Genomic DNA, 22,166 nt, shown 5'->3' on the forward strand with positions numbered 1-22,166 from the left:
TTCAGCCCGTCGGTGTCGTGGTGAGGTTGAGCGATTTCTGGATGATCTGGCGGAAGGAGATGGAGATGAGGAAGTACCAGACCAGCCAGACCCAGACGAAGCCGCCGATCTGCTCGGTCAGCTCCATGCGCCCGAGCATCGGCAGGACGATCGACCGCTCGGCCGCGACGATATGCTCGGCACCGCCGCCGCGGACGCCCGTCTTCCAGTACATCCAGACGAACACCGGGATGGTGAGCAGCAGGATCCAGACCATCGGCCGGAACTGCTCCTTGAACATGCCGAGCTGATCGCTCATCGCGTCCATCTGCTCCTCCTGAATCCGGTCGAGGGCGGCGTCGTCACCGCGCTCTTTGGCCTCCTTGCGGCGCTCTTGGATGTCGTTCATCTGTTCCTGGATCGCGCCCATCTTCTCGGTGTTCATCAGGTTCGACTGGAGCAGCACCGAGTAGAGCCCGGTGAGCACCGAGAGGATGATGACGACGGCATAGAACGGCAACACGGCGTCGAACGGGCCGAAGATGACGTCCGCTGCCTGCCCGACCGCGTTGCGGATCGGCATGACCGCGTAGGCAGGAAACAGCGAGAGCGCCGCAAGCCCGGCGAGCTTGTCGTAGGTCGACCAGCCGGAATCCTCGTCCTCGACGTCGGTCTCGACGGAGTCGTCGCCGAGCGCCGCGCGGATCTCGTCGGGGTTCGAGACCGCGAAGCCGTCGCCGTCGGCGTCGTGGAGGATGCCGGTCTCGATGAGTCGGCCCCACTGCCCGCTCGTGAGGTCGTCGCTGACGTCGGCCCATCTGATGGTGTGGGTGCCGCCGTCGGGTGTCGGTTCGTCGGCGGCGTGGCCGGATCGGTCGAGCACCACCGTGAGCGCCTCGGCGAAGGCGGGGTCCTCGGCGACCAGCGAGCGCGCTTTCTCGCCTGTTCGTCCCATTTTCCTCTTCTATAGCGTGCGCGCTAATCAACCTTTTACTTCGCTAGCCGTTTCGAACCGATTCCGATAACCGCTCAGACCGCCGCGTCGATCGTCTCGCGCAGCTCTTCCCAGACTTCCTCGGGAGTGGCCTCGCCGTCGATCTCCCGGAGCACGCCCGCCTCGCGGTAGTAGTCCACGACCGGTTCGGTGCTCTCGTGATAGACGTCGATCCGCTCTTTGACCGTCTCCTCGGTGTCGTCCTCGCGCTGGATCAGCGCGCCGCCGCATTCGTCGCAGACGCCCTCCTCTTCCGGGGGATTGAACTCGGCGTGGTAGTTCGCGCCGCAGTCGTCACAGACCCGTCTTCCAGTCAGGCGCTCGACGAGCTCGGAGTCGCTCACCGCGAGCAGACAGACCACGTCGAGCGTGGTGATATCCGCGAGATAGTCGGCCTGCTCGGTGTTTCGCGGATAGCCGTCGAGCACGTAGCCCTCGCCATCCGAGAGCGCCTCGGCGACGATCTCGTTGACCACCGGGTCGGGCACGAGCTCGCCGGCATCCATGAACTCGCGTGGCGTGCCGTAGTCGGTCTCCATGTCCTTGTTCGCCCGGAGCGCGTCGCCCGTCGTCACATGTGGAACGTCGTACTCGTCGGCGACGTTCGCGCTCTGGGTGCCCTTCCCCGCGCCCGGCGGCCCGAGCAGCAGGACGTTGGGTTGGTTCTCGCTCATACCCGGCCCATCGAAGCGCGGCCTAAAAGGGTTGTAGATATCGTCGTCGTTTGCCCGATGGACACAGCGGCCCGCTTTTCACCGCGAGCGGCGAACCCGATCCATGACCCGCTTCGATGCCGCGACCGAAGAACCACGAAGGGAGCTGTTCGCCGACGCGATCCGTGCTCACGAGGAGCGCGAGAGCGCGTTCCTCACCGTCGAGACGGAGACACAGGACGAGGAGCGATCACCGTGGCTACAGTTCGCCGAAGGCATCCTGAACGTCGACTGTACGGACGACGAACTCGATCGAGTGAAAGAACTGCTGAACGATTATCCCGCCTTCCGCATCGACGAGCTTGAAAGCCCCGAGGACGCCGACGGGACGAACGTCCGTATCGCGGCGCGGGCCGATCCCGAGCGCGTCGCCGAGTTTGTCGATCGACTGTTCATCGCGGTCTACGAGCAACCCGCTGACTATCGGGCGTGGATCGCGGCCATCTAAACGTCGTCGTCGCTGATGCCCGGCGCGTCGGTCACGTCGACCTCGTCGGGTTCGTCCTGGCCGCCGACGAGCAGTTCGCCGTCCGGCCCCTCGACGTAAACGTCGTCGGCGAAGCCACCCTTGGTGTAGCGATGGGTCTCGTCGTCGAGCTGTTCGGGCGTCGACGGTGCCTCGGGAACCCCGCCAGCGGGTGCGAACGTACCGAGCGGCTCGTCGATGGTGATGGCGAACGTCTCGAAGAACTCCCGATAGCGGTCGTAGTGGGCGTCGAGCTCGTCGGGCGGGATCTCCATCATCTCGGTCCAGCCGTGGTTGTAGAAGTCGAAGTTCGCCTGAACGTGCGTGATCTCGCGCGCGGCGGCCTCGGTGTAGTCTGCTTCGAGGGCGGCGACATAACTATCCATCGCCGCCTCGAAGAAGGCGTCGAGATGCTCGCGGCGCTCGTCGGCACGGGTGGGATCGGCCTTGTCGGTGAACACGCGCGTGTGGAGATCGACGAGCTTCCCGGTCGCGAACTCGCCGACGACGGGCATCGTGAGCGCCTGTTTGGCCGCGAAGTGACGGACCGACTGCTGGAGTTTCATGTGTCTACGTGTTGGGGCGCGAGCCACATCAACGCACCGCCTGCGGACGGAACGGCCCGTTTTTCGGTTGGTTCGTATCCACGTCCCGCCGTCCGTGAACCGAAACTAATTTGAATGAACGGTCAGTATGTATCAGTGGAGATGAACGGAATCGACAACAGCGTGGCGCTGGTGACCGGTGCGGGAGCAGGAATCGGCAGGGAAACGGCCGAGCGGTTCGCCCGCGAGGGCGCGTCGGTCGTCGTCTCGGACATCGACGTCGACGCGGGCGAAGAGACGGTCGAGCGCATCGAAGAGGAGGGCGGCACCGCGGCGTTCGTCGAGGCGGACGTCAGTGATTCGGACGCCGTCGCGGCGATGGTCGAGTTCGCCGTCGACGAGTTCGGCGGGCTCGATTTCGCGGTGAACAACGTCGCGGCCGGTGCCCCGGCGGCGCGCACCGCCGACATCGACGAGGACGACTGGGATCGCGTCATAGCGATCGCCCAGAAGGGGACGTGGCTCGGGATGAAACACGAGATCCCCGCCATCCTGGACGGCGATGACGACGGAGCGGTCGTCAACGTCGCCTCGATCGCCGGTATCGAGGCCAGCCCCGGGCGGACGCCCTACGCGGCGAGCAAACACGGCGTCGTCGGGCTGACCCGCTCGGCCGGCGTCGAGTACGCGACCGAGGGGGTTCGGGTCAACGCCGTCTGTCCGGCCGTCGTCGAGACGGAGGCCATCGAGTCTCTCTCGCCCGAGGAGCGCGACCAGGTCACCGCCGACGTGCCGATGGACCGGCCGGCACAGCCCGAGGAGATCGCGAGCGCGATCGTCTGGCTCTGCTCGGACGACGCCTCGTTCGTGACCGCCCACGCGCTTCCCGTCGACGGCGGCGAGACACAGGGATAGACGGGCAGCAACGCCGTCGCGTGCGGCCGAGCGGCGCTCGGGCCGGACGGCTTCGTGGATAGCAATTCACATTACCCCGGGGTGCCGAACTCGTTCCATGACCGCCTCGTACGTCATCATCGGCGACGGTATCGCCGGCAGTTCGGCGGCCGAAACCGTTCGCGAGGACGCGCCCGACGCCGACGTCACAGTAATAACCGACGAGGGCGAAGCGCTCTACAACCGCATTCTCATCAAGGAGTTCGCCAAGGGGAAACTGCCCGCAGCACCGATGTCGATCCACCAGCCCGACTGGTACGACGAGCGCGATATCGACCTCCGGCTGAACACGTTCGTCACCGACATCGACACCGACGCTCACACCGTCGACACCCACGAAGGCGAACAGTTCGACTACGACAAACTGCTGCTCGCGACAGGCGGCACGCCCGTCCAACTGCCCGTGCCGAACTCCGACGCCGAGGGCATCCATCACTTCTGGACGTTCGAGGATGCGCGCGCCATCGCCGAGCGCGCCGAGACGGCCGACAGCGGCGTCGTCGTCGGTGCGGGCCTGCTCGGCATCGACTTCGCGGCCATCTGTGGCGCACAGGACGTCGAGGCCCACTATCTGATGCGCGGCGAGAACTGGTGGCGGTACGCGCTCTCGGACGACGGCGCAGAGATCATCCACGACGCCCTGGAGGACAACAACGTCACGCCCGTCTTCGACAGCGGCGTCGATCACTTCGAGACCGACGACGCGGGCCACGTCAGCGCCGCCGTCACGCCCGACGGCGACCGCTACGACTGTGAGTTCGCCGGCGTCGCCATCGGGCTGGACTTCAACCTCGAACTGCTCCAGAACACCGAGATCGAACTCGACGACGGCGTCGTCGTCGACGAGCACATGCAGACCTCCGTCGAGGACGTCTACGCCGCCGGTGACCTCACGCGCTACTACGACACGATCCTCGACGAGTACGCCCAGAACGGCTCGTGGGGCAGCGCCAAGGAACAGGGCTCGATCGCCGGCGAGAACATGGTCGCCGATGGAGAGGAAGCCACGTTCCGCTGGGTGTCGTCCTACTCGATCACGCACTTCGACTTCCCGTTCCTCTCCTTTGGCCATCCGACACTCGGCGACGATCACGCCGAGGCGAAGTTCTCGGACACGGAGTGGCGACGGGTCGCGTTCAAGGACGGCAAGATCGTCGGCGGCGTGCTCATCGGCGATCTCGCCCCCCAGAGCAAGTACAAGAAGCTCATCCGCGAGGAGCGCGTCGTCGCCGACCAGAAGGACGTGCTGATGCGGGAGGAGGTCGACCTCGACGAGCTCGCACCCGCCGCCGAGCAGTAGCTCTCCACGGCCCATCGAAGGCGTTTTCCTCGCCGCTGTCCCAGCAGCGGTATGGAAGGCGGGAGCGGCGACATGACATTGGCGTTCGAACTCAGTGCGCTGGAGGCGCTCTCGGAGCCGACCGACGTGTTCTCCGGCGCGCGCCGCTGGACGGAGTACGTCGGCGTGATCTCCGAGCAGCCGACCTACGTCGTGACGAACTTCACGCGGAAGAACCGTATCCGACAGGACTTCTTCTCCGGCCCGCGCGGGCGGCGCGAAAGCCTCGAAAACGTCAAACAGCAGTTCGACACCGAGCGCCACGTCTTCGTCGGCATGGACGACGATGACCGGGAGCTCGCCGACGATCTCGACTGGGAGTATCTCCCCGTCGAGGACGCGGCCGACGCCGCCGGCTGGACGCTCGGCGACGGTGACGACGAGGAGACCACGATCGACACCGAATCGCGCGACGACTGGCCGTAGTCGGCCGAAGGGAACCATTTAATATCCGATCGGACGGGTTCGGAACATGACGCTCGATATCGATGTCGCGATCAGGCGCGGCTTCTCGCGGACGTTCAACCGCAACGGCTTGCTGCTGATCGGGGCCTTTCTCATCTTCGGGCTCGTAAGTGCGGTACTCGTCCAGACGGCGAGCCTCCAACTGGTCGAGCGGCTCAACGATCTCGCGGCACAGGCACCCCCGCCAAATCCCGGCGGAGCTGGCGGAGCGGGCACGCCACCGACCACGACAGGTGATCCCGCCGGGGCCCAGCCGCTCGCGCTGCCGATCCCGCTGATCGTCGCCGCACCGCTCGCGGCGCTCACACCATTCATCGGCGAGGCGCTACGCATCATCGCCGTCCGGACGCTCGTGAGCGAGCACACCGACTCGATTCCCCGCGCGTTCGCGCGCGAGAACATCGTCTGGGCGACGCTGAACGGCTTCTTCGGTGGGATCGTCGTCTGGTTCATCGTCACTATCGGCGGGATCGTCGGACTGATCGGACTGCTCATCGGCGGCCCGCTCGTCGCGGCGTTTTTCGCCACCTCGTTTTTCTTCGTCCGGCAGGAGATCGCCGTCGAGAACAAGAACTTCATCGACGCGCTGACCGATAGCTGGCGGCTGACGAGCGGCCACCGCATCGGACTGTTCGCGCTCGCCGTGGTCATCTGGCTCATCGGTCTCGTCGTCTCGATCCCCGGCACCGCGATCGGCTTCCTCGCCGGCGCTGGGTCGCCGGGGCTGGCGACGATCGCAGTCACGATCGTGAGCGTCGCGCTGGGTTCGGTCACGACCGTCTTCGGCATCGCCGTCGCGGCCCGTGCGTACGACCAGCTGCGCGCCGAACGTGACGCGCCCGACGAACACGAGCCGACACCGACGCCGTAGCCCGTAGTGGCCACCCACGGAGTTTAACCGCACGCCGCGTCAACCGTTGGTATGTCCGAGCCACGCGTCCCCGGCGCTCGCGGGGGCGAGGTGTCGCTGCCGTGTGGCGAGTCGGTCGCCGTTGCGGAGCTCGATATGGGCGTGCGCGAGTTCGACTGTGCCTGCGGCGCGCGCCACGCCGTCGTGATGGACGTCCACCCGCCGAGCCGGTTCGTTCCCGAATCGCTCGTCGCGATCCTCCGCGAGACGATCGACTCCACCGACGGCGAGGAGTTCGACACGATGCATCTGATGGGCGTCGTTCTGGAGGAGTTCCCCGAGAAGATCGTCGCCGAGGACGTCTCCGAGGACAGCAGCGTCGGCTACGCGCTGCTGTGGATCGCCGATTTCGACGCGCGCCGCCTCCACGAGATCGTCGTCGAACTCATCGTCGAACTGATGGAACACGCGGTGAGTCACGCCGACGACACGGCGACCGCAAGCGAGTTTGAAGAGCAGATGCACGCCTTCGACGTCGAGGAATTCGTCGATCGCTACCGCCGCGAGCGCGATTTCGAGCACGAAACCGACACGCCCGCCTGAGATTTCTGCACCCGTCCGGAAACGCCGACGCTCGCGTCCGACACTCGTCTGACGATATGTTATGTGTTCCGCCAACGTAGATCGCGTATGCAGCTCCGCCGTGGCGAGTTCGAGCGGATTCGGACGGTGCTCGCGGAGGCGAACGACGACGCGCTGACGGCACGCGAGATCCATGAACGCCTCGCCGCACGCGACGCGGCGCTCGATAGCCCTCACCGCGTGGCCACCGTGCTGGGACGGCGAGCCGACGCCGGCGACATCGAGGTCATCGAGAGCCAGCCATACCGCTACCGGCTCGTCGATTCGCCGTAGCATCCCGACAGTCGCTTTTCATTCGGGAAAATTTCTCTTCTCACACAGCTCGAATCAATAGCGTCCCGTTACCGCGCCGCCACAGCCCACATACCTCCCCAACCGATTGCGCTCCTCGCTCGCTTCGCTCACTCCGGTGCTCATCCCTCGCGCGAGTCGTGCCTTCGGCACTCCCGCGCGCCAATAGGATTTGTAAACGGTATGGCCTGGCAGAATTTGCTTCGAAAATCGAAACTCAACTACGCATCTCGCAGTGTATCGTCGGGCTTATTACGATGTACGAACTGGCGTGGGTAATGAGCGACGAGGACAGAACGATACTGTTGATCGGTAGCGGTCCAATCCAGATCGGACAGGCGGCGGAGTTCGATTACTCGGGCGCGCAGGCCTGTCGCGCGCTCGCCGAGGAGGGGGCCCGAGTCGTCCTCGTCAACTCGAACCCGGCGACGATCATGACCGATCCGGAGATGGCCGACGCGGTCTACATCGAACCCATCACGACCGAGGCCATCAGCGAGATCATCGACAAGGAGCGTCCCGATGGCGTCATCGCGGGGCTCGGCGGCCAAACGGGACTGAACGTGACCGCCGAACTCGCCGAGGAGGGCGTACTGGAGGAGTACGACGTCGAGATCATGGGGACGCCGCTCGACACGATCTACGCGACCGAGGACCGCGACCTGTTCAAGGAGCGGATGAAGGAGATCGGCCAGCCGGTGCCCGCCTCGACGACCATCACCCTCGACGAGGGCGAGTCGGTACAGGGACTCACGGAGGCCGACCTCACCGAGCGCGTCGACGAAGCCGTTGCATCGGTGGGCGGGCTGCCGGTCATCTCCCGGACCACCTACACGCTCGGCGGGAGCGGGTCGGGCGTCGTCGAGGAGCGCGAGGAGTTGTACGAGCGCGTGCGGAAGGGACTCCGGCTCTCTCGGAATAGCGAAGTCCTCATCACCGAATCGATCGCGGGCTGGGTCGAGCTCGAATACGAGGTGATGCGCGACGCCGACGACTCCTGTATCGTCATCTGCAACATGGAAAACCTCGACCCGATGGGCATCCACACGGGCGAGTCGACGGTCGTCACACCCTCACAGGTCATCCCGGACGACGGCCACCAGGAGATGCGCACCGCGGCGCTCGACGTGATCCGCGATCTCGGCATTCAGGGCGGCTGTAACATCCAGTTCGCCTGGCGCGACGACGGCACACCCGGCGGCGAATACCGTGTCGTCGAGGTGAACCCCAGAGTGTCGCGCTCGTCGGCGCTCGCCTCCAAGGCGACGGGCTATCCCATCGCGCGCATCACGGCAAAGGTCGCGCTCGGCAAGCGTCTCCACGAGATCGACAACGAGATCACCGGCGAGACGACCGCCGCCTTCGAGCCGGCGATCGACTACGTGGTGACGAAGGTGCCGAGATGGCCAAACGAGAAGTTCCGCGACGTCGAGTTCGAACTCGGTACCGCGATGAAATCCACGGGCGAGGCGATGGCCATCGGACGCACCTTCGAGGAGTCGCTTCTCAAGGCGCTGCGCTCGACCGAGTACGAACCCGACGTCGAGTGGGCAGCGATGGACGACGCGACGCTCGAAACGGACTACCTCAAACGGCCGACGCCCGACCGCCCGTACGCGATGTTCGAGGCGTTCGACCGTGGCTACTCCGTCGAGGCGGTCGCCGAGCTCACCGGGATCGAATCGTGGTACGTCGAGCGGTACGCGAACATCGCCGCGGCGGCAGGCGAAGCGGCCGACGGCGAGTTCGAGGCGGCCGCCGCGGTCGGCTTCACCGATCAGGAGGTCGCGGCGATGGCCGCCGGCGACGACGCGATGACGCGCGCCGACGGCAGCGGTGCGGTCGAGGTCGACGACGCCACCGTCGATGAAGTGGGTGCGAACGCCCCGGATCGTGACTTCAAACAGGTCGACACCTGCGCCGGCGAGTTCGCCGCCTCGACGCCGTACTACTACTCCGCGCGTGAACCGGGATTCGGCGGCGACTCGGCGCTCGCGACCGACGAGGTGCGTGTCGACCGCGACGTCGAGAGCGTCGTGATCGTCGGCGGCGGCCCCATCCGCATCGGTCAGGGCGTCGAGTTCGACTACTGTACCGTGCACGCCGTGCGCGCGCTCCGCGAGCAGGGTATCGACGCCCACGTCGTCAACAACAACCCCGAGACCGTCTCGACGGACTACGACACCTCCGATGGACTGTTCTTCGAACCGATCACCCCCGAGGAGGTCGCCGACGTGATCGAATCGACCGGTGCCGACGGCGTGATGGTCCAGTTCGGCGGCCAGACCTCCGTCGACATCGGCCGCGGGCTCCAGGCCGAACTCGACCGGCGCGGCCTCGACTGTGAGGTGCTCGGTACGACCGTCGAGGCGATGGATCTCGCCGAAAACCGGGATCGGTTCAACCATCTCATGGACGAACTGGGAATTTCCCAGCCGGCCGGCGGTGCGGCCGAAAGCGAGGCCGAAGCACTCGATCTCGCCCACGAGATCGGGTATCCCGTCCTCGTACGTCCGAGCTACGTCCTCGGCGGACGCGCAATGGACGTCGTTCACGACGACGACGAACTCCGCCAGTACGTCGAGGAGGCGATCCACGTGAGCCCCGATCAGCCGATCCTCATCGACGAGTTCCTGGAGGGCGCGATCGAGCTCGACGTCGATGCGGTGGCCGACGGTGAGGACGTTCTCATCGGCGGGATCATGGAACACGTCGAATCGGCCGGCGTCCACTCCGGCGATTCGGCCTGTATGATCCCGCCCGAATCGCTCGACAGCGAGGTGCTGGGACGGGTGCGCGAGGTCGTCGAGGAGATCGCACGGGCGCTCGAAACCGTCGGGCTGCTCAACGTCCAGCTCGCGGTGCGGGACGGCGAGGTGTTCGTTCTGGAGGCGAACCCGCGCTCCTCCAGAACCGTGCCCTTCGTCTCGAAGGCGACCGGTGTCCCTATCGCGAAGCTCGCCGCCCAGGTGATGGCCGGGACGTCGCTCGCCGACCTCGACACGGCCGAGCAGGTGCCCGAGCAGACGAGCGTCAAGGAAGTCGTGCTCCCGTTCGATCGCCTGCCGGGCAGCGATCCCCGCCTTGGCCCGGAGATGAAGAGCACGGGCGAGGTGATGGGTACCGCCGGCAGCTTCGGGAAGGCCTACGACAAGACACAGACCGCGACGAGCAAGCCGATCCCCGATGCGGGAACGGCGGTCGTCGATCTCGCCGACGCGGAGTTCCCCGCTCCCGACAGCGATGCAGGGCGCGCACTCCAAGACGGGTTCGCCGAGCGCTTCGAGATCGGAGAGTTCGACGATCTCCCGCAGGCTATCCGCAACGGCGACGTCGATCTCGTGGTCTCGCGCGACCGCGCGGCGCTCGAAGTCTGCGTCGAGGAGGACGTCACCTACTTCTCGACGACGGCCAGTGCCGAGGCGGCGCTCGACGCGCTCGCGGCCCGCGAGGAGGATTCGGCGATCGCGGCGGTGAGCGAGCGGCCGACGACCGCGCGCGAGTGGGGCAACTGACGTAATCGACCGACGGGTGCGCTAACGGTCGCAGCACAACTATTTGTCGGCTGCCGAGAAACAATCGGCGAATGAGCCGCCTCGCCCTGTTCGGTGCGATCCATTTCGATCGGCGTTCGAAGGTCGCCGGCGAGCTGTCGGCGTTCGTCGCGAGCGAGGAGGCGGAGGCGGTGTTCGTCGAGTGGCCCGAGCACGCGCTCTCGCGGCGGGCGGCGCTGCGCGCGCTGCTCGCCGTCCCGCTGCTCGTCCTCGGCGGGATCGTTCTCGATCTCGTTCGCGCGCCGTACTATCTGCTGTTCAACCGCCGTCTCGATTCGACCGAGCATATCGTCGCCGCACAGCTCGACTGTCCGGTTCACACGGTCGACCGGCATCCCTGGACGCTCATGGCCACGGCGGGGCCGATCGCGATCGCCCTCAACTGGGTGACGCTGCTCGCGTTTCTCGTGATCGCACCGCTCGCCGCGGGGATCACGTGCGTCGTTCTTCTCGTCGGTGGCGTCGCGATCAGAACTGTCGCTCGGAGGGACAGGACGGGCGGCGTGCTCGTTGGGACAGTCGCGCTCGTCGCCCTGATTGGTGTCAGCACCGTCTTGGACCCGTTTATCGGCGTGTTTGCGCTCGCACTCACTGCGCTGCCCGTCGCTACCGCGGCCGCACTGGCCGTGAGCACGAACACGACCGTCGCGGTAGCGACCCGCATTCCCGTACTCTTCGTCGTGGTCGCGATGGCGCTCGCCGTCGAGTCGCTCGTCGGCTGGTTCGTGCTGACAATGTTCCTCGCCTTCTCGGTGTTCGTCACTCGGACGCTCGACGGGCGCAACGAGCACATGGCCGAGCGAATCGTAACCATCACTCGCGAGGAGGGCTACGATGCGGCCGTTCTCGTGACCGGCCTGGCCCACCTCTCCGGGATGGCCGACCACGCGAGCGATGCAGGACTGACCGTCGAGCGGGCGTACACGCCCCGGTGGCTCCGCGCGCCGGGACGGATCGAGGACGTCTCGCCGGCCGACTCGACCGCGAGCGACGATCGCATCACCGGAGAGCTCGGCTCCGCGGGCGCGCGGGCGGCCGCGAGTGTCGTCGATTTCGTCGCACTCGGCGTGCTGGTGTGGATTCCCGCGTTCACGCTCGGGATCGTGACACGGAGTCTGCTCGATAGCTTTCTCGCGGGCGTGCTCGCCGGGATCGTGCTGACGCCGCTCGCGTACCACGTGCTGCTCGAAGCTCACTACGGGCGGACGCTCGGCAAACATCTCGAAGGATTGACCGTCACCGCTGCCGACGGATCGCCGGCCTCGATTCGGGCGTGTCTCCTCCGCAACCTGTTGCGACCGGTCGATTTCGTCGTTTTCTACCTGCTCGGGTTCGTTCTCGTGCTGGCGACCGATCGCGATCAGCGTCTTGGCGATCTCGTCGCCGGAACCGAAATCAGAGTGAGAAGTTAGTCGGCGGTCGCCGCGACGCGCGTGGTGCCCGCGAGTTCGAGGACGTCGTCGAAGAAGTCGAGCGAGTCGTGCGGGCCGGGGTTCGCCTCGGGGTGGTACTGGCGGGTGAGAACGCCGAGGTCGTCGCTTTCGAGCCCCTCGGGCGTGTCGTCGTTGACGTTGATCTGTGTGACGTCGAGTTCGCCCGGTTCGGTGACGGCGTAGCCGTGGTTCTGGGTGGTCATCACGACTCTGTCGCTGTCGAGATCACGGACGGGCTGGTTCACGCCGCGGTGGCCGAAGGCCATCTTCTCGGTGCTGCCGCCGAGCGCCCGCGCGACGACCTGCTGGCCGAGACAGATGCCGGCGATCGGGAGGTCGCCGACGAACGTGTCGACGAGCTCCTGTGCGGCATCGAAGTTCGCCGGATCACCCGGGCCGTTCGAGAGGAAGAGCAGGTCTGGATCGACCTCGCGCACGTCGTCGGGCGTCGCGTCGTAGGGGAGGACGGTGACGCTCGCGCCGCGATCGAGCAGCGAGGAGACGATCGAGCCCTTCGCACCGCAGTCGATGAGCGCGATCTCGTACTCGCCACCCTCGTGACGGACCGGCTCGGTGACGCTGACGTCGGCACCGATGTCGACGTGCTCGCTCATCCCTTTGCACTGTTCGAGCTGCTCGCGTGCGGCCTCCGGGCTGGCGTCGGGGCCAGCGGCGATACCACACTTCATCGCGCCCTCCTCGCGGAGTTCGGTCACCACGTCCCGCGTATCGAGGCGGTCAAGCGCCGGCACGCCTGCCTCGGTGAGCCACTCCGCCACGTCGTCGGTGAGTTCGCGGGCGAGCACTGCGGTGGGCTGCACATGGCTAGATTCGAAGCGTTCGTCACGAACCCCGTAGTTCCCGATGAGCGGGTACGAGAACGTGAGTATCTGCTGGGCGTAGGAGGGGTCGGTGAGGCTCTCCTCGTAGCCCGTGTACGCCGTCGTGAACACCAGTTCGCCACGGGCGGTACCCGGCGCGCGCGAGCGTCCGGTCAGCACGATACCACCCTCGATGGCGACGTAGGCCTCTGTCATTACGATATGCGTACAGACGCACCCCTAATAACCGTTGTGTTCGAAACAAAGTTACGATATTCGTAATCGTGAAGTGTCGGCCACCGGTAGGGGAGGGATGGACGACCTCGACCGCCGGATTCTGGATGTGCTCCGACGGGACTCCCGAACGCCCTACACCGAGATCGCCACCAAGGTCGGTACCTCCGAGGGAACGGTCAGGAATCGCGTCGAGCGGCTCATCGATGATGAGACGATCGAGCGGTTCACCGTGACCACCCGGACCGGAAATATCAAGGCGATGATCGAGGTGAGCGTTGCCGTCGACGTCGACACCTCGGCGGTCTCCGAACGGATGGCCGAGTGGCCCGAGGTCGATTTCGTCTGGCAGGTCAGCGGCGAGGAGGACGTCGTGCTGATCGTCGACGCGGCCGACACGAGCGCCGTCAACGATCTCATCACGGAGGCGCGCGAACTCGACGACGTCATCTCGACGAAGACCAGACTCATTCTGGACGAACGGCGCGAATGAGTCGGGTTACATCAGGAACTTAGCGATCCGAACGAAGAAAACAGCTCCACGCGCCGCCACTCCACATCGCCATCTTCGGGTCCCGTCGCCGTCGGGAACGCGTCCCGGCCCAAGCGTTTCGTCTTCGATGTCGTCATAGATGTTCGTGGACGGTCCAACCGATATACTCAGGGCACCGTCAATCGTCCTCCGGCGGCGTCCCGACGCCGGGCGTCGCCCAGTCGGGCGCGTCGAGTTGGTCCTTCTCGGCATGGATATACCGATAGAGTCGGCCGATGAGGCGATAGGGGAGCCAGTCGGCGACGCGGGGCTCGACACGCCCGTCGCGAATGGCCGCGACGACGTTTTCGGGTGTCGGATCGTCGACGTCGACTGCGGTGTAGGCGCGCCCGACCTCGATCGGATAGTGAGCGTCGCTACCGCCGGTCATCGGCAGCTCGTACTGATCGGCGAGACGCTCGACCCACTCGCGAGTCCGGGGATGCTTGCCGTTGACCTCGATGGCGTCGAAGGCGGCATCGGCCTCTCTCACCGTGGAGTTGCGGTACGGATGAGCGATGATGGCCGCACAGTCGCGTTCGTGGGCGATGTCGACGACCTCACCGGGTGTCAGCTCTCCGGGATCGGTCTCGCTCGGGGGGTTCGGCCCGACCACGAGCACGTGTCCCCGCGTGGTCGAGATCTCGATGCCAGGGAGTACGGCCACGCCAGTGATCTCGTCGTCGAACGCGCGGTAGTAGTCGTGGTTGGTGGTGGCGACCCCGTCGAGACCGCGCGCCCGTGCGACCCCCGCGAGCAGTCGGCCGCCGAGCGGGTCGTAGACGTCGCCAAGCCGCCGATGACCGTGAAAAAAGCGCGTGTGCGCGTGGAGGTCGATGCGGTACACGGCCGAACGCGGTGTCGGTAGGCCTTTGTTGTTGCGACGTGAGGTCGCTACATGACCACGGCGGGATCGCCGGTCCGCTCCGACGGCGGGACGGACACGCGCGAACTCATCTACAATCCGCTCAGCGGGAGCGCCGATCACACGGACGAGATCTACGACTACGCCGACGAATACGACTTTTCGGTCCGGGAGACGAGCGAGAGCGGCGACGCCATCGAGCTCGCCCGCGAGAGCGACGCCGACTATCTCGGGGCGGCCGGCGGCGACGGCACCGTTCACGAGGTCGTGCGCGGGCTCCACGAAGCCGACGCATTCGATTCGACCGTCGTCGGCATCGTCCCGACGGGCACGGGCAACAACTTCGCGGGCAACATCGGCGTCGAGAGCATCGCGGACGGGTTCGAGGTGCTCGCCGACGGCGAGACACGGACGATCGATCTCGGCATCGCCAACGGCCATCCGTTCGTCAACTCCGCCATCGCGGGGCTGACCGCCAACGCGAGTTCCGAGACCACCTCGGAGATGAAGGACTCGCTCGGCGTGCTCGCCTACGTCGTCAACACCGTCCGAACGGCGACCGACTTCGACGGCCTCCCGCTCTCCATCGAGACCGCCGCCGGCGACGACGCCTGGAGCGGCGACGCGGCGTTCGTCCTCGTGGGCAACGGCCGACGCTTCCCCGTCGAAGGGCGCACTCAGGCCGACATGGAGGACGGCCGGTTCGAGATCACCGTCATCGAGGACCGCCCGACGGGTCAGCTCGTCGGCGAGGCGACGCTCCGGCGACTGGTCGGCAGCGACACCGCGAACATCACCCGGCTCGAAAGTTCGTCCCTGTCGATCTCGGTTCGAGAGGGCGATCCGGGTACGTTCAGCCTCGACGGCGAGATGCTCTCGGCGCGCGAACTCGACATCGACGTCGACGCGAGCGCGCTCTCGATCCGCGTCGGCGACGGCTACGAGCCCGACCCGCCGGCGATCGACGAGCAGTAGGCCGCAGTCGAAGGCAATATGAACGCAGTCCGCGAGAGACCACCATGAGCACACGAGACGCCGCCGATGAAACGGGCGACACCCACCCGAACGCCGACCAGCAGCTCGTCGCCGTCGACGAAAACGACGACTCCGAGGGGATCGTCGGACGCCTCGACGCCCACACCGGCGACGGCGTCCGCCACCGCGCGTTCACCGCGATGCTGTTCGACGAGATGGGCAACCTCCTGCTCGCCCAGCGCAGCCCCGAGAAACGCCTCTGGGACGCCGGCTGGGATGGAACCGTGGCCTCCCACCCCCGCGAGGGTGAGGAGCAGCTCGACGCCACGCGCAAACGACTCGAAGAGGAACTCGGCGTCACGCCCGACCAGTACGACGATCTCCGGGCGACCGACCGCTTCGAGTACAAACGCTACTACTACGACGAGGGGCTCGAATGGGAGGTCTGCACCGTCCTGAAGGCGACGCTCACCGACACCACGATCGATCCCGACAACAGCGAGGTCGGCGGCGTGCTCTGGGTCCCCTACGAGCGCCTCCACGAGCATCCGCGCTGGTATCGCCAGCTCGATCTCTGTCCCTGGTTCGAGATCGCCATGCGCCGCGACTTCTAACACGTAGCTTTTTACTGCGTCGGGTACGCTCGCTTCGCTCGCGTACCGCTCCTTGCAAAAAGCTACGCTAAAAACTCCCGCTCGCGCCTGCGGCGCTCGCGGTGAACCGCGCTCACTACGTTCGCGCGGATGCTACCGCAACCGCTCTGACAGCACCGCCGAAGCCCTCGGGGCGCGCTCACTCCGTTCGCTACTCACTCGCTTCGCTCGCTCGCGCCCCTCGCCCTTCATCCACCAGGAACCGCGACCGCCATGGCGGCCACGTCGCAGCCGCAACATGGCTGGCGGGTGCCGTACCCCAACGGACTTGACTCGTCGGTGCTAGTGGCGGACAATGGCGACGTGTGACGTCTGCGGCAGATCGGAAAACATGCCGTACCACTGCCGACATTGCGGCGGGACCTTCTGTGGCGAGCACCGTCTGCCCGAGAGTCACAACTGTCCGGGCCTCGACAACTGGAACGATCCCGAGGGCGTCTTCGACAGCGGGTTCGACGACAGCGTGAACAACCGAGGCGGCGGGTCGTCGGGCTGGCTCTCGGGGCTGCTCGACACCGGTACCGGTGGCCCGCTCGGCTACTTCCGCGGCAACATGACGTTCGTCTTCCTCGGACTGATGTTCATCACCTTCGCGCTGCAGTTCATCGTCTTCCCTCCATTGGGTTCACCACCCGGCAGTCAGCTCTGGAACGCGGTGTTCGTGATCTCGCCACAGCACCCCGAGTACGTCTGGACGTGGTTCACCTCGATCTTCGCTCACGGTGGATTCTTCCATCTCCTGGTCAACGGGATCGTTATCTACTTCTTCGGGCGAATCGTCGAGAACTACATCGGTTCGCGCGATTTCACCCTGCTCTTTCTCGGGAGCGGCGCGCTCGCCGGACTCGGACAGATCGGTATCGAGATGTTTCAGGGCGGGATCACGGGTGCACTCGGTGCGAGCGGTGCCGCACTCGCGATCATGGGCGTACTGACCGTTCTCAAGCCCGATCTCCGCGTCTATCTCTACTTCTTCATCCCCGTCCCGATCTGGCTGCTCACCATCGGTTACGTCGTCATCTCGGTCTCGGGCGCGCTCGGCGGACCGGGAATCGCCGGCGTCGCCAACGTCGCTCACCTCGTCGGTTTGCTCATCGGGCTCGCCTACGGCCGGCGCGTCAAGGGTCGAAAGCGCATGCCCAATCAGCTCCAGTTCGGCGGCGGGCGTGGCGGTGGCGGCATGGGCGGTCCCGGGCGTGGACGGGGACCGTTCTGATGGACCCCGTCCGTCCGGAGTTCATCCCCGACCCCAGTAGCTCGCGCGAGGAGATGGAGACCCTCCAGCGCACGGTTGCCGACGAGGCGATCTTCGCGGACGAGTTCCCGTTCGATCCCGCGACCGTTTCGATGGCGAACACGCTCACAGCCACGACCGGCGACTCGCCCATCGTGGTCGGTATCGACCAGGCCTTCCTCGACGAGCGGGCGGTCGGCGCGGTCGTCGCCCTGCGCGACGGCGAGGTCGTCGAACGCGCGAGTGCCGCCGTCGACTGCGAGTTCCCGTACATCCCCGGTCTGCTCTCCTTTCGCGAAGCCGGGGCGATCGTCGCGGCGCTCGAAGCCCTCGATGCCGAGCCCGACCTCGCGGTGTTCGACGGCAGCGGTCGCATCCACTACCGCGAGGCGGGCCTCGCCACCCACCTCGGCGTCGTGTTCGATCTCCCAAGCATCGGCGTGGCCAAGAGCCTCCTCTGTGGTACCCCGCGGGGCTCGCTCGATGGACGTTCGGAGGGAGCGCGCGTCGCCATCGACGCCGACGAGGACGTCGAGGAGGTCGAGGGAACGATCGGCTACGCGCTCCAGACGCGCCAGTACGACTCCGGGAATCGCCACATCAACCCGGTCTACGTGAGCCCGGGCCATCGCGTCGGTCCCGAGACGGCCACGGACCTCGTCGAGCAGCTCTGTGATGGCTACAAACTTCCCGAACCGACGCGACTCGCCGACAGCCACGCCGCGACGGCGAAAGGCGAGTTCGGCGAGCAGGCGCGGAACGACGGAAGTTAACTACCCGGCCCGAGAGGAATGGGATAGAATGGCGAAAACCGTACTCATCACGGGCTGTTCGTCGGGCATCGGCCGCGCGACGGCCGAGGCCTTCCTCGACGCCGAATGGACCGTCTACGCGACCGCCCGTGACGACGCCGACGTCTCGGATCTCGAAATGGCGGGCTGTGAGNCCGCCGCGCTCGACGTGACCGACGACGATCAGGTCGAGAGCGTCGTCGAGCGGATCGTCGAGGACACCGACAGGATCGACTGCTTGGTGAACAACGCGGGCTACGGCCAGTTCGGGCCGATCGAGGACGTCCCCACCGAACGGGTCCGCGAGCAGTTCGAGACCAACGCCTTCGGCCCGCACCGACTGATCCGGGCTGTCCTCCCGCACATGCGCGACCGCGGCCGTGGCCGTATCATCAACGTTTCGAGCACCGCCGGTCGCTTCGTCACGCCCGGTCGTGGCGTCTACGCCGGCTCGAAATCCGCGTTCGAAGCGATGTCCGAGGCGCTGCGCACGGAGGTCGCCGACTACGGTATCGACGTGTCGGTCGTCGCACCGGGCCCGGTCGCCACCGCGTTCGACGAGCGTGCCGGCGACGAACTCGATGGGCTCGAACGATCGGGTGCCTACGAGCTGTTCTACGACTACTTCGACGACTACCGGACCGTGGTCGAGGGCGGTGTCGGCACCGTCAGCCCCACGGAAGTCGCCGATGCGATCCTCGATGCGGCGGTCGCACCCGACCCGCCGGCGCGCTATCCCGTCGGAACGCTCGCGGGAGTCGCCGAGTACGCTCGCTTCCTCCCCGCCGGCGTGCGCAATTCGCTCTACGATCTCGTTCGTCGCTTCGTATAGCTCGAAACCGGTCACGTGTGTACTGTCTGCCAGCCGAATGAGTTCCTTAACAAACGTGACTATTGACGCTCTCGACACAGGGAGATAGGGACTGATGACGTGGTTACTGGATCGTCGTCAACGAACAGTCAGGAGCTTTCGGCGAGCTGCAGGTAGAGAAACGCCTGCATCCCGGCCAGAAACGTGTCCATGATGAGGACGCCGCCGATGTCCGCGACGAACGACGACTGAACGATCCCGAGCAACGGGACGAGAACGACGAGCCCACAGACGAACACGAGCGTGACCGCGAACGCGGTGGCGAGGACGGAGCCGTTCATCAGTCGCCAGCTCGTGGTGAGCGCCTCGGCCGGCCCGTACCCGTCGATCATCACCGCCGGCGTGGAGAGAAACAGTCGAAAATAGAGATACAGTCCGGGGAGGGCGAACACGAAAAACCCCACCCAGCCGATGGTGCCNGCCCGTACCCGTCGATCATCACCGCCGGCGTGGAGAGAAACAGTCGAAAATAGAGATACAGTCCGGGGAGGGCGAACACGAAAAACCCCCCCCAGCCGATGGTGCCCGGAACGGCGAGCGCCATCCCACCGACGAGCACCGACAGATACGATGCAACCGTCGCGAGAAACGCCATGAACAGCCGGAGCAGAAACGGTGAATCCGTGCGTGTCCGTCCGCCGAGCGCCCGATAGGCGACGACGACTCCGACGAGAATCACCAACAGCCGTGCCGCAACGCCGGTGAACGGCGGGAGTACGATCCCGAGAAGGCCCGAAATGATAAACAGGCCGACGATGGCGGGCGATCTCCGGATGGCGTCGACCGCTCCGCGAAGAACGGCGAGCATCGAAGGTCCTGCAAGCGGCGATGACTCCGTCGACATGGGTTCGACATGTATCGGTCGGGGTGAACAACGTTGTGATTTCTGCTGAATAGCGTTCAAACAACAACATAGTCGTTTTGTCCCTACCTGATTTAAATCATCCAATAGAATCGATTATCGTCTCGGTTTACCAACTCTCCCGAAAACAGTTCGACGTCCAAGCCGATCCGGCACACCGACGGGACGCCGGCGACTGGACGGATTTTTGTCGCTGGACGTCACACGACGTGGTAATGAGCGCGGAGCACGCCGACCACGAGTACGACTACGAGGAGCTGGGTCTCGTCGCCGGGCTGGAGATCCACCAGCAGCTCTACACGGCATCGAAACTGTTCTGTGGCTGTCCGACCGACCGACGCGAGCCCGAGGAGTCCACCCATCGATTCCGACGGCATCTCCACCCGACGAAGAGCGAACTCGGCGAGATCGACGTCGCGGCGCTCGAAGAGGCGAGCGTCGAACGCGAGTTCGAGTATCTGGCCTTCGACTCGACCTGTCTCGTGGAGGCCGACGAGGAACCACCCCATCGGATCGACGACGAGGCGATCGAGACCGTCCTGGAGATCGCTGGTCTACTCGACATGACACCCGTCGACGAGGCCCACGTGATGCGCAAGATCGTCGTCGACGGCTCGAACACGTCGGGATTCCAGCGCTCGGCGCGCGTCGCCGGCGACGGTGCGATCAGTACCTCCGAAGGCACAGTTGGAATCGAGGACATGGAGCTCGAAGAGGAGAGCGCCGGTCGCGTCGCCGAGACCGACGCCGGGGTGCGCTACGCGCTCGACAGATTGGGCATCCCGCTCGTCGAGATCGGCACGAAACCCGACATCAGCTCGCCGGCACAGGCCAAGGAGGCTGCCGAGCGCATCGGCATGCTGCTGCGCTCCACAGGAAAGGTAAAGCGCGGGCTCGGCACGATCCGCCAGGACGTCAACGTCTCGATCGCCGAGGGCGCGCGCGTCGAGCTCAAGGGCGTCCAGAGCCTCGACGACATCGACGATATCGTACGCAACGAGGCCGGCCGACAGGTCGCGCTTCTCGACATCCGCGAGGAACTCGAAGATCGTGATGCGAGTGTCAGCCAGCCCGCGGACGTTTCGTCGGTGTTCGACGGAACCGACAGCGGGCTCATCGGTGGTGCGCTCTCCGGGGATGGGGTGGCGATGGCCGTCCGTCTGGAGGGGTTCGACGGACTCGTTGGTCGCGAACTCCAGCCCGATCGCCGCTTGGGCACCGAATTCGCCGATCACGCCAAGCGCCACGGCGTCGGCGGGATCTTCCACACCGATGAGCTGCCGGCCTACGGCGTCACCGAGGACGAGGTCGCTGCGCTGCGCGAGGCGGTCGGTGCGGGTGAGGACGACGCGGTGGCGATGGTCGCGGCCGATCCCGATAGTGCGGAGGCGGCCATCGCGGCGGTCGCCGACCGCGCGCGGGCGGCCATCGACGGCGTGCCCGAGGAGACCCGCGGGGCGAACGACGACGGCACGACCCGCTATCTCAGACCGCTCCCGGGCGCGGCGCGGATGTACCCCGAAACGGACGTGCCGGCGGTCGAGCTCGATTTCGAGGGGATCGAGACGCCCGAACTCCTCACCGAGCGGGTCGAGCGCTACCGCTCAGAGCTCGGTCTCGACGCCGGACTCGCCGAGCAGGTCGCCTACGGCCGGCGGATGAGCCTGTTCGAGGCGGCCGTCGAGCGCGGCGTCGATCCCACGCTCGCGGCGGGCACAGTGGAAAGCACCGCGACCGAGCTCCGGCGCGACGGCGTCCCGATCGAGAACGTCGACGACGAGCGCTTTCTCGCCGTGTTCGACCTCTACCAAGAGGGCGAGGTGACGAGCGAGGGTCTCCCCGACCTGCTCGCGGCGATCGCCGAGAACCCCGAACTCTCCCCGGCCGAGGCCGCTGAGCGTGAGGGGCTCGGGAGCGCAGGCGACGACGAGGTTCGTGAGGCCGTCGTCGAGGTCGTCGAACGAAACGAGGAACAGGTCGAACAGCATGGGATGGGCGCGTTCTCCGGACTGATGGGCGAGTGCATGGGTGCGCTCGGCGGCCGTGCGGAGGGCGACGAGGTGAGCGAACTGCTGCGCGAGGAGATCCAGAAACGGGCCTGAA

At 66.0% G+C, this 22,166-nt stretch carries 22 protein-coding genes; 16 read left to right on the forward strand and 6 right to left on the reverse strand.

Features of this window, described 5'->3' with window-relative positions; translation table 11 throughout:
- Position 1: 1 nt before the first annotated feature.
- Positions 2-934, reverse strand: a complete 933-nt coding sequence (locus tag C448_RS05985; RefSeq protein WP_004052761.1) for a DUF106 domain-containing protein — start codon at positions 932-934, stop codon at positions 2-4.
- Positions 935-1,008: 74 nt separating this feature from the next.
- The gene (locus C448_RS05990) at positions 1,009-1,647 is read right to left on the reverse strand and encodes an adenylate kinase (protein WP_004052764.1); all 639 of its coding nucleotides are present in this window, start codon (positions 1,645-1,647) and stop codon (positions 1,009-1,011) included.
- 103 nt (positions 1,648-1,750) lie between these two features.
- Here C448_RS05990 and C448_RS05995 point away from each other — a divergent pair, with 103 nt between their 5' ends.
- Positions 1,751-2,134 (forward strand): hypothetical protein, encoded by a 384-nt coding sequence (locus tag C448_RS05995; protein ID WP_004052766.1) that lies wholly within the window; start codon positions 1,751-1,753, stop codon positions 2,132-2,134.
- On the opposite strand, the gene C448_RS06000 is transcribed toward C448_RS05995, so the two are convergent.
- The gene (locus C448_RS06000; RefSeq protein WP_004052768.1) at positions 2,131-2,718 is read right to left on the reverse strand and encodes a DUF6149 family protein; all 588 of its coding nucleotides are present in this window, start codon (positions 2,716-2,718) and stop codon (positions 2,131-2,133) included. The two genes, C448_RS05995 and C448_RS06000, sit on opposite strands and share 4 nt — an antisense overlap.
- A gap of 141 nt (positions 2,719-2,859) precedes the next feature.
- On the opposite strand from C448_RS06000, the gene C448_RS06005 reads away from it, so the two are divergent.
- The 8 genes from C448_RS06005 to C448_RS06040 all read left to right on the forward strand — a co-directional run bounded on the left by C448_RS06005 (position 2,860) and on the right by C448_RS06040 (position 12,204).
- Positions 2,860-3,612 carry an SDR family NAD(P)-dependent oxidoreductase gene (locus C448_RS06005; RefSeq protein WP_004052769.1) on the forward strand — a complete coding sequence of 251 codons (753 nt, stop codon included), beginning with the start codon at positions 2,860-2,862 and terminating at the stop codon, positions 3,610-3,612.
- Positions 3,613-3,709: 97 nt separating this feature from the next.
- Positions 3,710-4,951 (forward strand): NAD(P)/FAD-dependent oxidoreductase, encoded by a 1,242-nt coding sequence (locus C448_RS06010; RefSeq protein ID WP_004052771.1) that lies wholly within the window; start codon positions 3,710-3,712, stop codon positions 4,949-4,951.
- Positions 4,952-5,002: 51 nt separating this feature from the next.
- A complete protein-coding gene (locus C448_RS06015) occupies positions 5,003-5,416 on the forward strand; it encodes a DUF7124 domain-containing protein (protein WP_004052772.1) in 414 nt (137 codons plus the stop codon).
- 46 nt (positions 5,417-5,462) lie between these two features.
- A complete protein-coding gene (locus C448_RS06020) occupies positions 5,463-6,326 on the forward strand; it encodes a hypothetical protein (RefSeq protein WP_004052773.1) in 864 nt (287 codons plus the stop codon).
- 51 nt (positions 6,327-6,377) lie between these two features.
- Positions 6,378-6,908, forward strand: coding sequence for a DUF5815 family protein (locus C448_RS06025; protein WP_004052774.1), 531 nt, complete (start codon positions 6,378-6,380; stop codon positions 6,906-6,908).
- An 87-nt stretch (positions 6,909-6,995) separates the two neighbouring features.
- Positions 6,996-7,220 carry a helix-turn-helix domain-containing protein gene (locus C448_RS06030; protein ID WP_004052776.1) on the forward strand — a complete coding sequence of 75 codons (225 nt, stop codon included), beginning with the start codon at positions 6,996-6,998 and terminating at the stop codon, positions 7,218-7,220.
- Positions 7,221-7,516: 296 nt separating this feature from the next.
- Positions 7,517-10,753, forward strand: a complete 3,237-nt coding sequence (gene carB, locus C448_RS06035) for a carbamoyl-phosphate synthase large subunit (protein ID WP_004052778.1) — start codon at positions 7,517-7,519, stop codon at positions 10,751-10,753.
- A gap of 71 nt (positions 10,754-10,824) precedes the next feature.
- Entirely contained in the window at positions 10,825-12,204 is a 1,380-nt protein-coding gene (locus C448_RS06040; protein ID WP_004052779.1) for an RDD family protein, read from the forward strand.
- On the opposite strand, the gene carA is transcribed toward C448_RS06040, so the two are convergent.
- Positions 12,201-13,262, reverse strand: a complete 1,062-nt coding sequence (carA, locus tag C448_RS06045) for a glutamine-hydrolyzing carbamoyl-phosphate synthase small subunit (RefSeq protein ID WP_004052781.1) — start codon at positions 13,260-13,262, stop codon at positions 12,201-12,203. The two genes, C448_RS06040 and carA, sit on opposite strands and share 4 nt — an antisense overlap.
- A 97-nt stretch (positions 13,263-13,359) precedes the next feature.
- Between carA and C448_RS06050 the strand changes: the two genes are divergently transcribed.
- Positions 13,360-13,773, forward strand: a complete 414-nt coding sequence (locus C448_RS06050) for an Lrp/AsnC family transcriptional regulator (protein ID WP_004052783.1) — start codon at positions 13,360-13,362, stop codon at positions 13,771-13,773.
- Positions 13,774-13,951: 178 nt separating this feature from the next.
- Here C448_RS06050 and C448_RS06055 read toward each other — a convergent pair whose 3' ends face one another.
- Complete coding sequence (locus C448_RS06055; protein ID WP_004052785.1) at positions 13,952-14,659, reverse strand: CehA/McbA family metallohydrolase; 708 nt, start codon at positions 14,657-14,659, stop codon at positions 13,952-13,954.
- 51 nt (positions 14,660-14,710) lie between these two features.
- Between C448_RS06055 and C448_RS06060 the strand changes: the two genes are divergently transcribed.
- The 5 genes from C448_RS06060 (at position 14,711) to C448_RS06080 (ending at position 19,162) form a co-directional block, all read left to right on the forward strand.
- Positions 14,711-15,652, forward strand: coding sequence for a diacylglycerol/lipid kinase family protein (locus C448_RS06060; RefSeq protein WP_004052787.1), 942 nt, complete (start codon positions 14,711-14,713; stop codon positions 15,650-15,652).
- Between the two features lie 44 nt (positions 15,653-15,696).
- Positions 15,697-16,266 (forward strand): NUDIX hydrolase, encoded by a 570-nt coding sequence (locus C448_RS06065; RefSeq protein WP_004052788.1) that lies wholly within the window; start codon positions 15,697-15,699, stop codon positions 16,264-16,266.
- A gap of 334 nt (positions 16,267-16,600) precedes the next feature.
- A complete protein-coding gene (locus C448_RS06070; protein WP_004052790.1) occupies positions 16,601-17,521 on the forward strand; it encodes a rhomboid family intramembrane serine protease in 921 nt (306 codons plus the stop codon).
- Positions 17,521-18,312: an endonuclease V gene (locus C448_RS06075; protein ID WP_004052792.1), complete on the forward strand. Its 792-nt coding sequence runs from the start codon at positions 17,521-17,523 to the stop codon at positions 18,310-18,312. The genes C448_RS06070 and C448_RS06075 overlap by 1 nt, the downstream gene beginning before the upstream one ends.
- A 28-nt stretch (positions 18,313-18,340) precedes the next feature.
- Positions 18,341-19,162, forward strand: a complete 822-nt coding sequence (locus C448_RS06080) for an SDR family oxidoreductase (protein WP_004052794.1) — start codon at positions 18,341-18,343, stop codon at positions 19,160-19,162.
- 128 nt (positions 19,163-19,290) lie between these two features.
- On the opposite strand, the gene C448_RS16135 is transcribed toward C448_RS06080, so the two are convergent.
- Positions 19,291-19,533 (reverse strand): hypothetical protein, encoded by a 243-nt coding sequence (locus C448_RS16135; protein WP_004052807.1) that lies wholly within the window; start codon positions 19,531-19,533, stop codon positions 19,291-19,293.
- Between the two features lie 745 nt (positions 19,534-20,278).
- On the opposite strand from C448_RS16135, the gene gatE reads away from it, so the two are divergent.
- Positions 20,279-22,165: a Glu-tRNA(Gln) amidotransferase subunit GatE gene (gene gatE / locus C448_RS06095; protein WP_004052811.1), complete on the forward strand. Its 1,887-nt coding sequence runs from the start codon at positions 20,279-20,281 to the stop codon at positions 22,163-22,165.
- Position 22,166: the final 1 nt, after the last annotated feature.

Source organism: Halococcus morrhuae DSM 1307 (genome assembly GCF_000336695.1).
GTDB classification, from domain to species: domain Archaea; phylum Halobacteriota; class Halobacteria; order Halobacteriales; family Halococcaceae; genus Halococcus; species Halococcus morrhuae.

What these genes read in the sequence shown, in the direction of transcription:
- C448_RS05985 (WP_004052761.1), bottom strand. Translation starts at nt 934, where the DNA reads ATGGGACGAACAGGCGAGAAAGCGCGCTCGCTGGTCGCCGAGGACCCC.
- C448_RS05990 (WP_004052764.1), bottom strand. Translation starts at nt 1,647, where the DNA reads ATGAGCGAGAACCAACCCAACGTCCTGCTGCTCGGGCCGCCGGGCGCG.
- C448_RS05995 (WP_004052766.1), top strand. Translation starts at nt 1,751, where the DNA reads ATGACCCGCTTCGATGCCGCGACCGAAGAACCACGAAGGGAGCTGTTC.
- C448_RS06000 (WP_004052768.1), bottom strand. Translation starts at nt 2,718, where the DNA reads ATGAAACTCCAGCAGTCGGTCCGTCACTTCGCGGCCAAACAGGCGCTC.
- C448_RS06005 (WP_004052769.1), top strand. Translation starts at nt 2,860, where the DNA reads ATGAACGGAATCGACAACAGCGTGGCGCTGGTGACCGGTGCGGGAGCA.
- C448_RS06010 (WP_004052771.1), top strand. Translation starts at nt 3,710, where the DNA reads ATGACCGCCTCGTACGTCATCATCGGCGACGGTATCGCCGGCAGTTCG.
- C448_RS06015 (WP_004052772.1), top strand. Translation starts at nt 5,003, where the DNA reads ATGGAAGGCGGGAGCGGCGACATGACATTGGCGTTCGAACTCAGTGCG.
- C448_RS06020 (WP_004052773.1), top strand. Translation starts at nt 5,463, where the DNA reads ATGACGCTCGATATCGATGTCGCGATCAGGCGCGGCTTCTCGCGGACG.
- C448_RS06025 (WP_004052774.1), top strand. Translation starts at nt 6,378, where the DNA reads ATGTCCGAGCCACGCGTCCCCGGCGCTCGCGGGGGCGAGGTGTCGCTG.
- C448_RS06030 (WP_004052776.1), top strand. Translation starts at nt 6,996, where the DNA reads ATGCAGCTCCGCCGTGGCGAGTTCGAGCGGATTCGGACGGTGCTCGCG.
- carB (WP_004052778.1), top strand. Translation starts at nt 7,517, where the DNA reads ATGAGCGACGAGGACAGAACGATACTGTTGATCGGTAGCGGTCCAATC.
- C448_RS06040 (WP_004052779.1), top strand. Translation starts at nt 10,825, where the DNA reads ATGAGCCGCCTCGCCCTGTTCGGTGCGATCCATTTCGATCGGCGTTCG.
- carA (WP_004052781.1), bottom strand. Translation starts at nt 13,262, where the DNA reads ATGACAGAGGCCTACGTCGCCATCGAGGGTGGTATCGTGCTGACCGGA.
- C448_RS06050 (WP_004052783.1), top strand. Translation starts at nt 13,360, where the DNA reads ATGGACGACCTCGACCGCCGGATTCTGGATGTGCTCCGACGGGACTCC.
- C448_RS06060 (WP_004052787.1), top strand. Translation starts at nt 14,711, where the DNA reads ATGACCACGGCGGGATCGCCGGTCCGCTCCGACGGCGGGACGGACACG.
- C448_RS06065 (WP_004052788.1), top strand. Translation starts at nt 15,697, where the DNA reads ATGAGCACACGAGACGCCGCCGATGAAACGGGCGACACCCACCCGAAC.
- C448_RS06070 (WP_004052790.1), top strand. Translation starts at nt 16,601, where the DNA reads ATGGCGACGTGTGACGTCTGCGGCAGATCGGAAAACATGCCGTACCAC.
- C448_RS06075 (WP_004052792.1), top strand. Translation starts at nt 17,521, where the DNA reads ATGGACCCCGTCCGTCCGGAGTTCATCCCCGACCCCAGTAGCTCGCGC.
- C448_RS16135 (WP_004052807.1), bottom strand. Translation starts at nt 19,533, where the DNA reads ATGATCGACGGGTACGGGCCGGCCGAGGCGCTCACCACGAGCTGGCGA.
- gatE (WP_004052811.1), top strand. Translation starts at nt 20,279, where the DNA reads ATGAGCGCGGAGCACGCCGACCACGAGTACGACTACGAGGAGCTGGGT.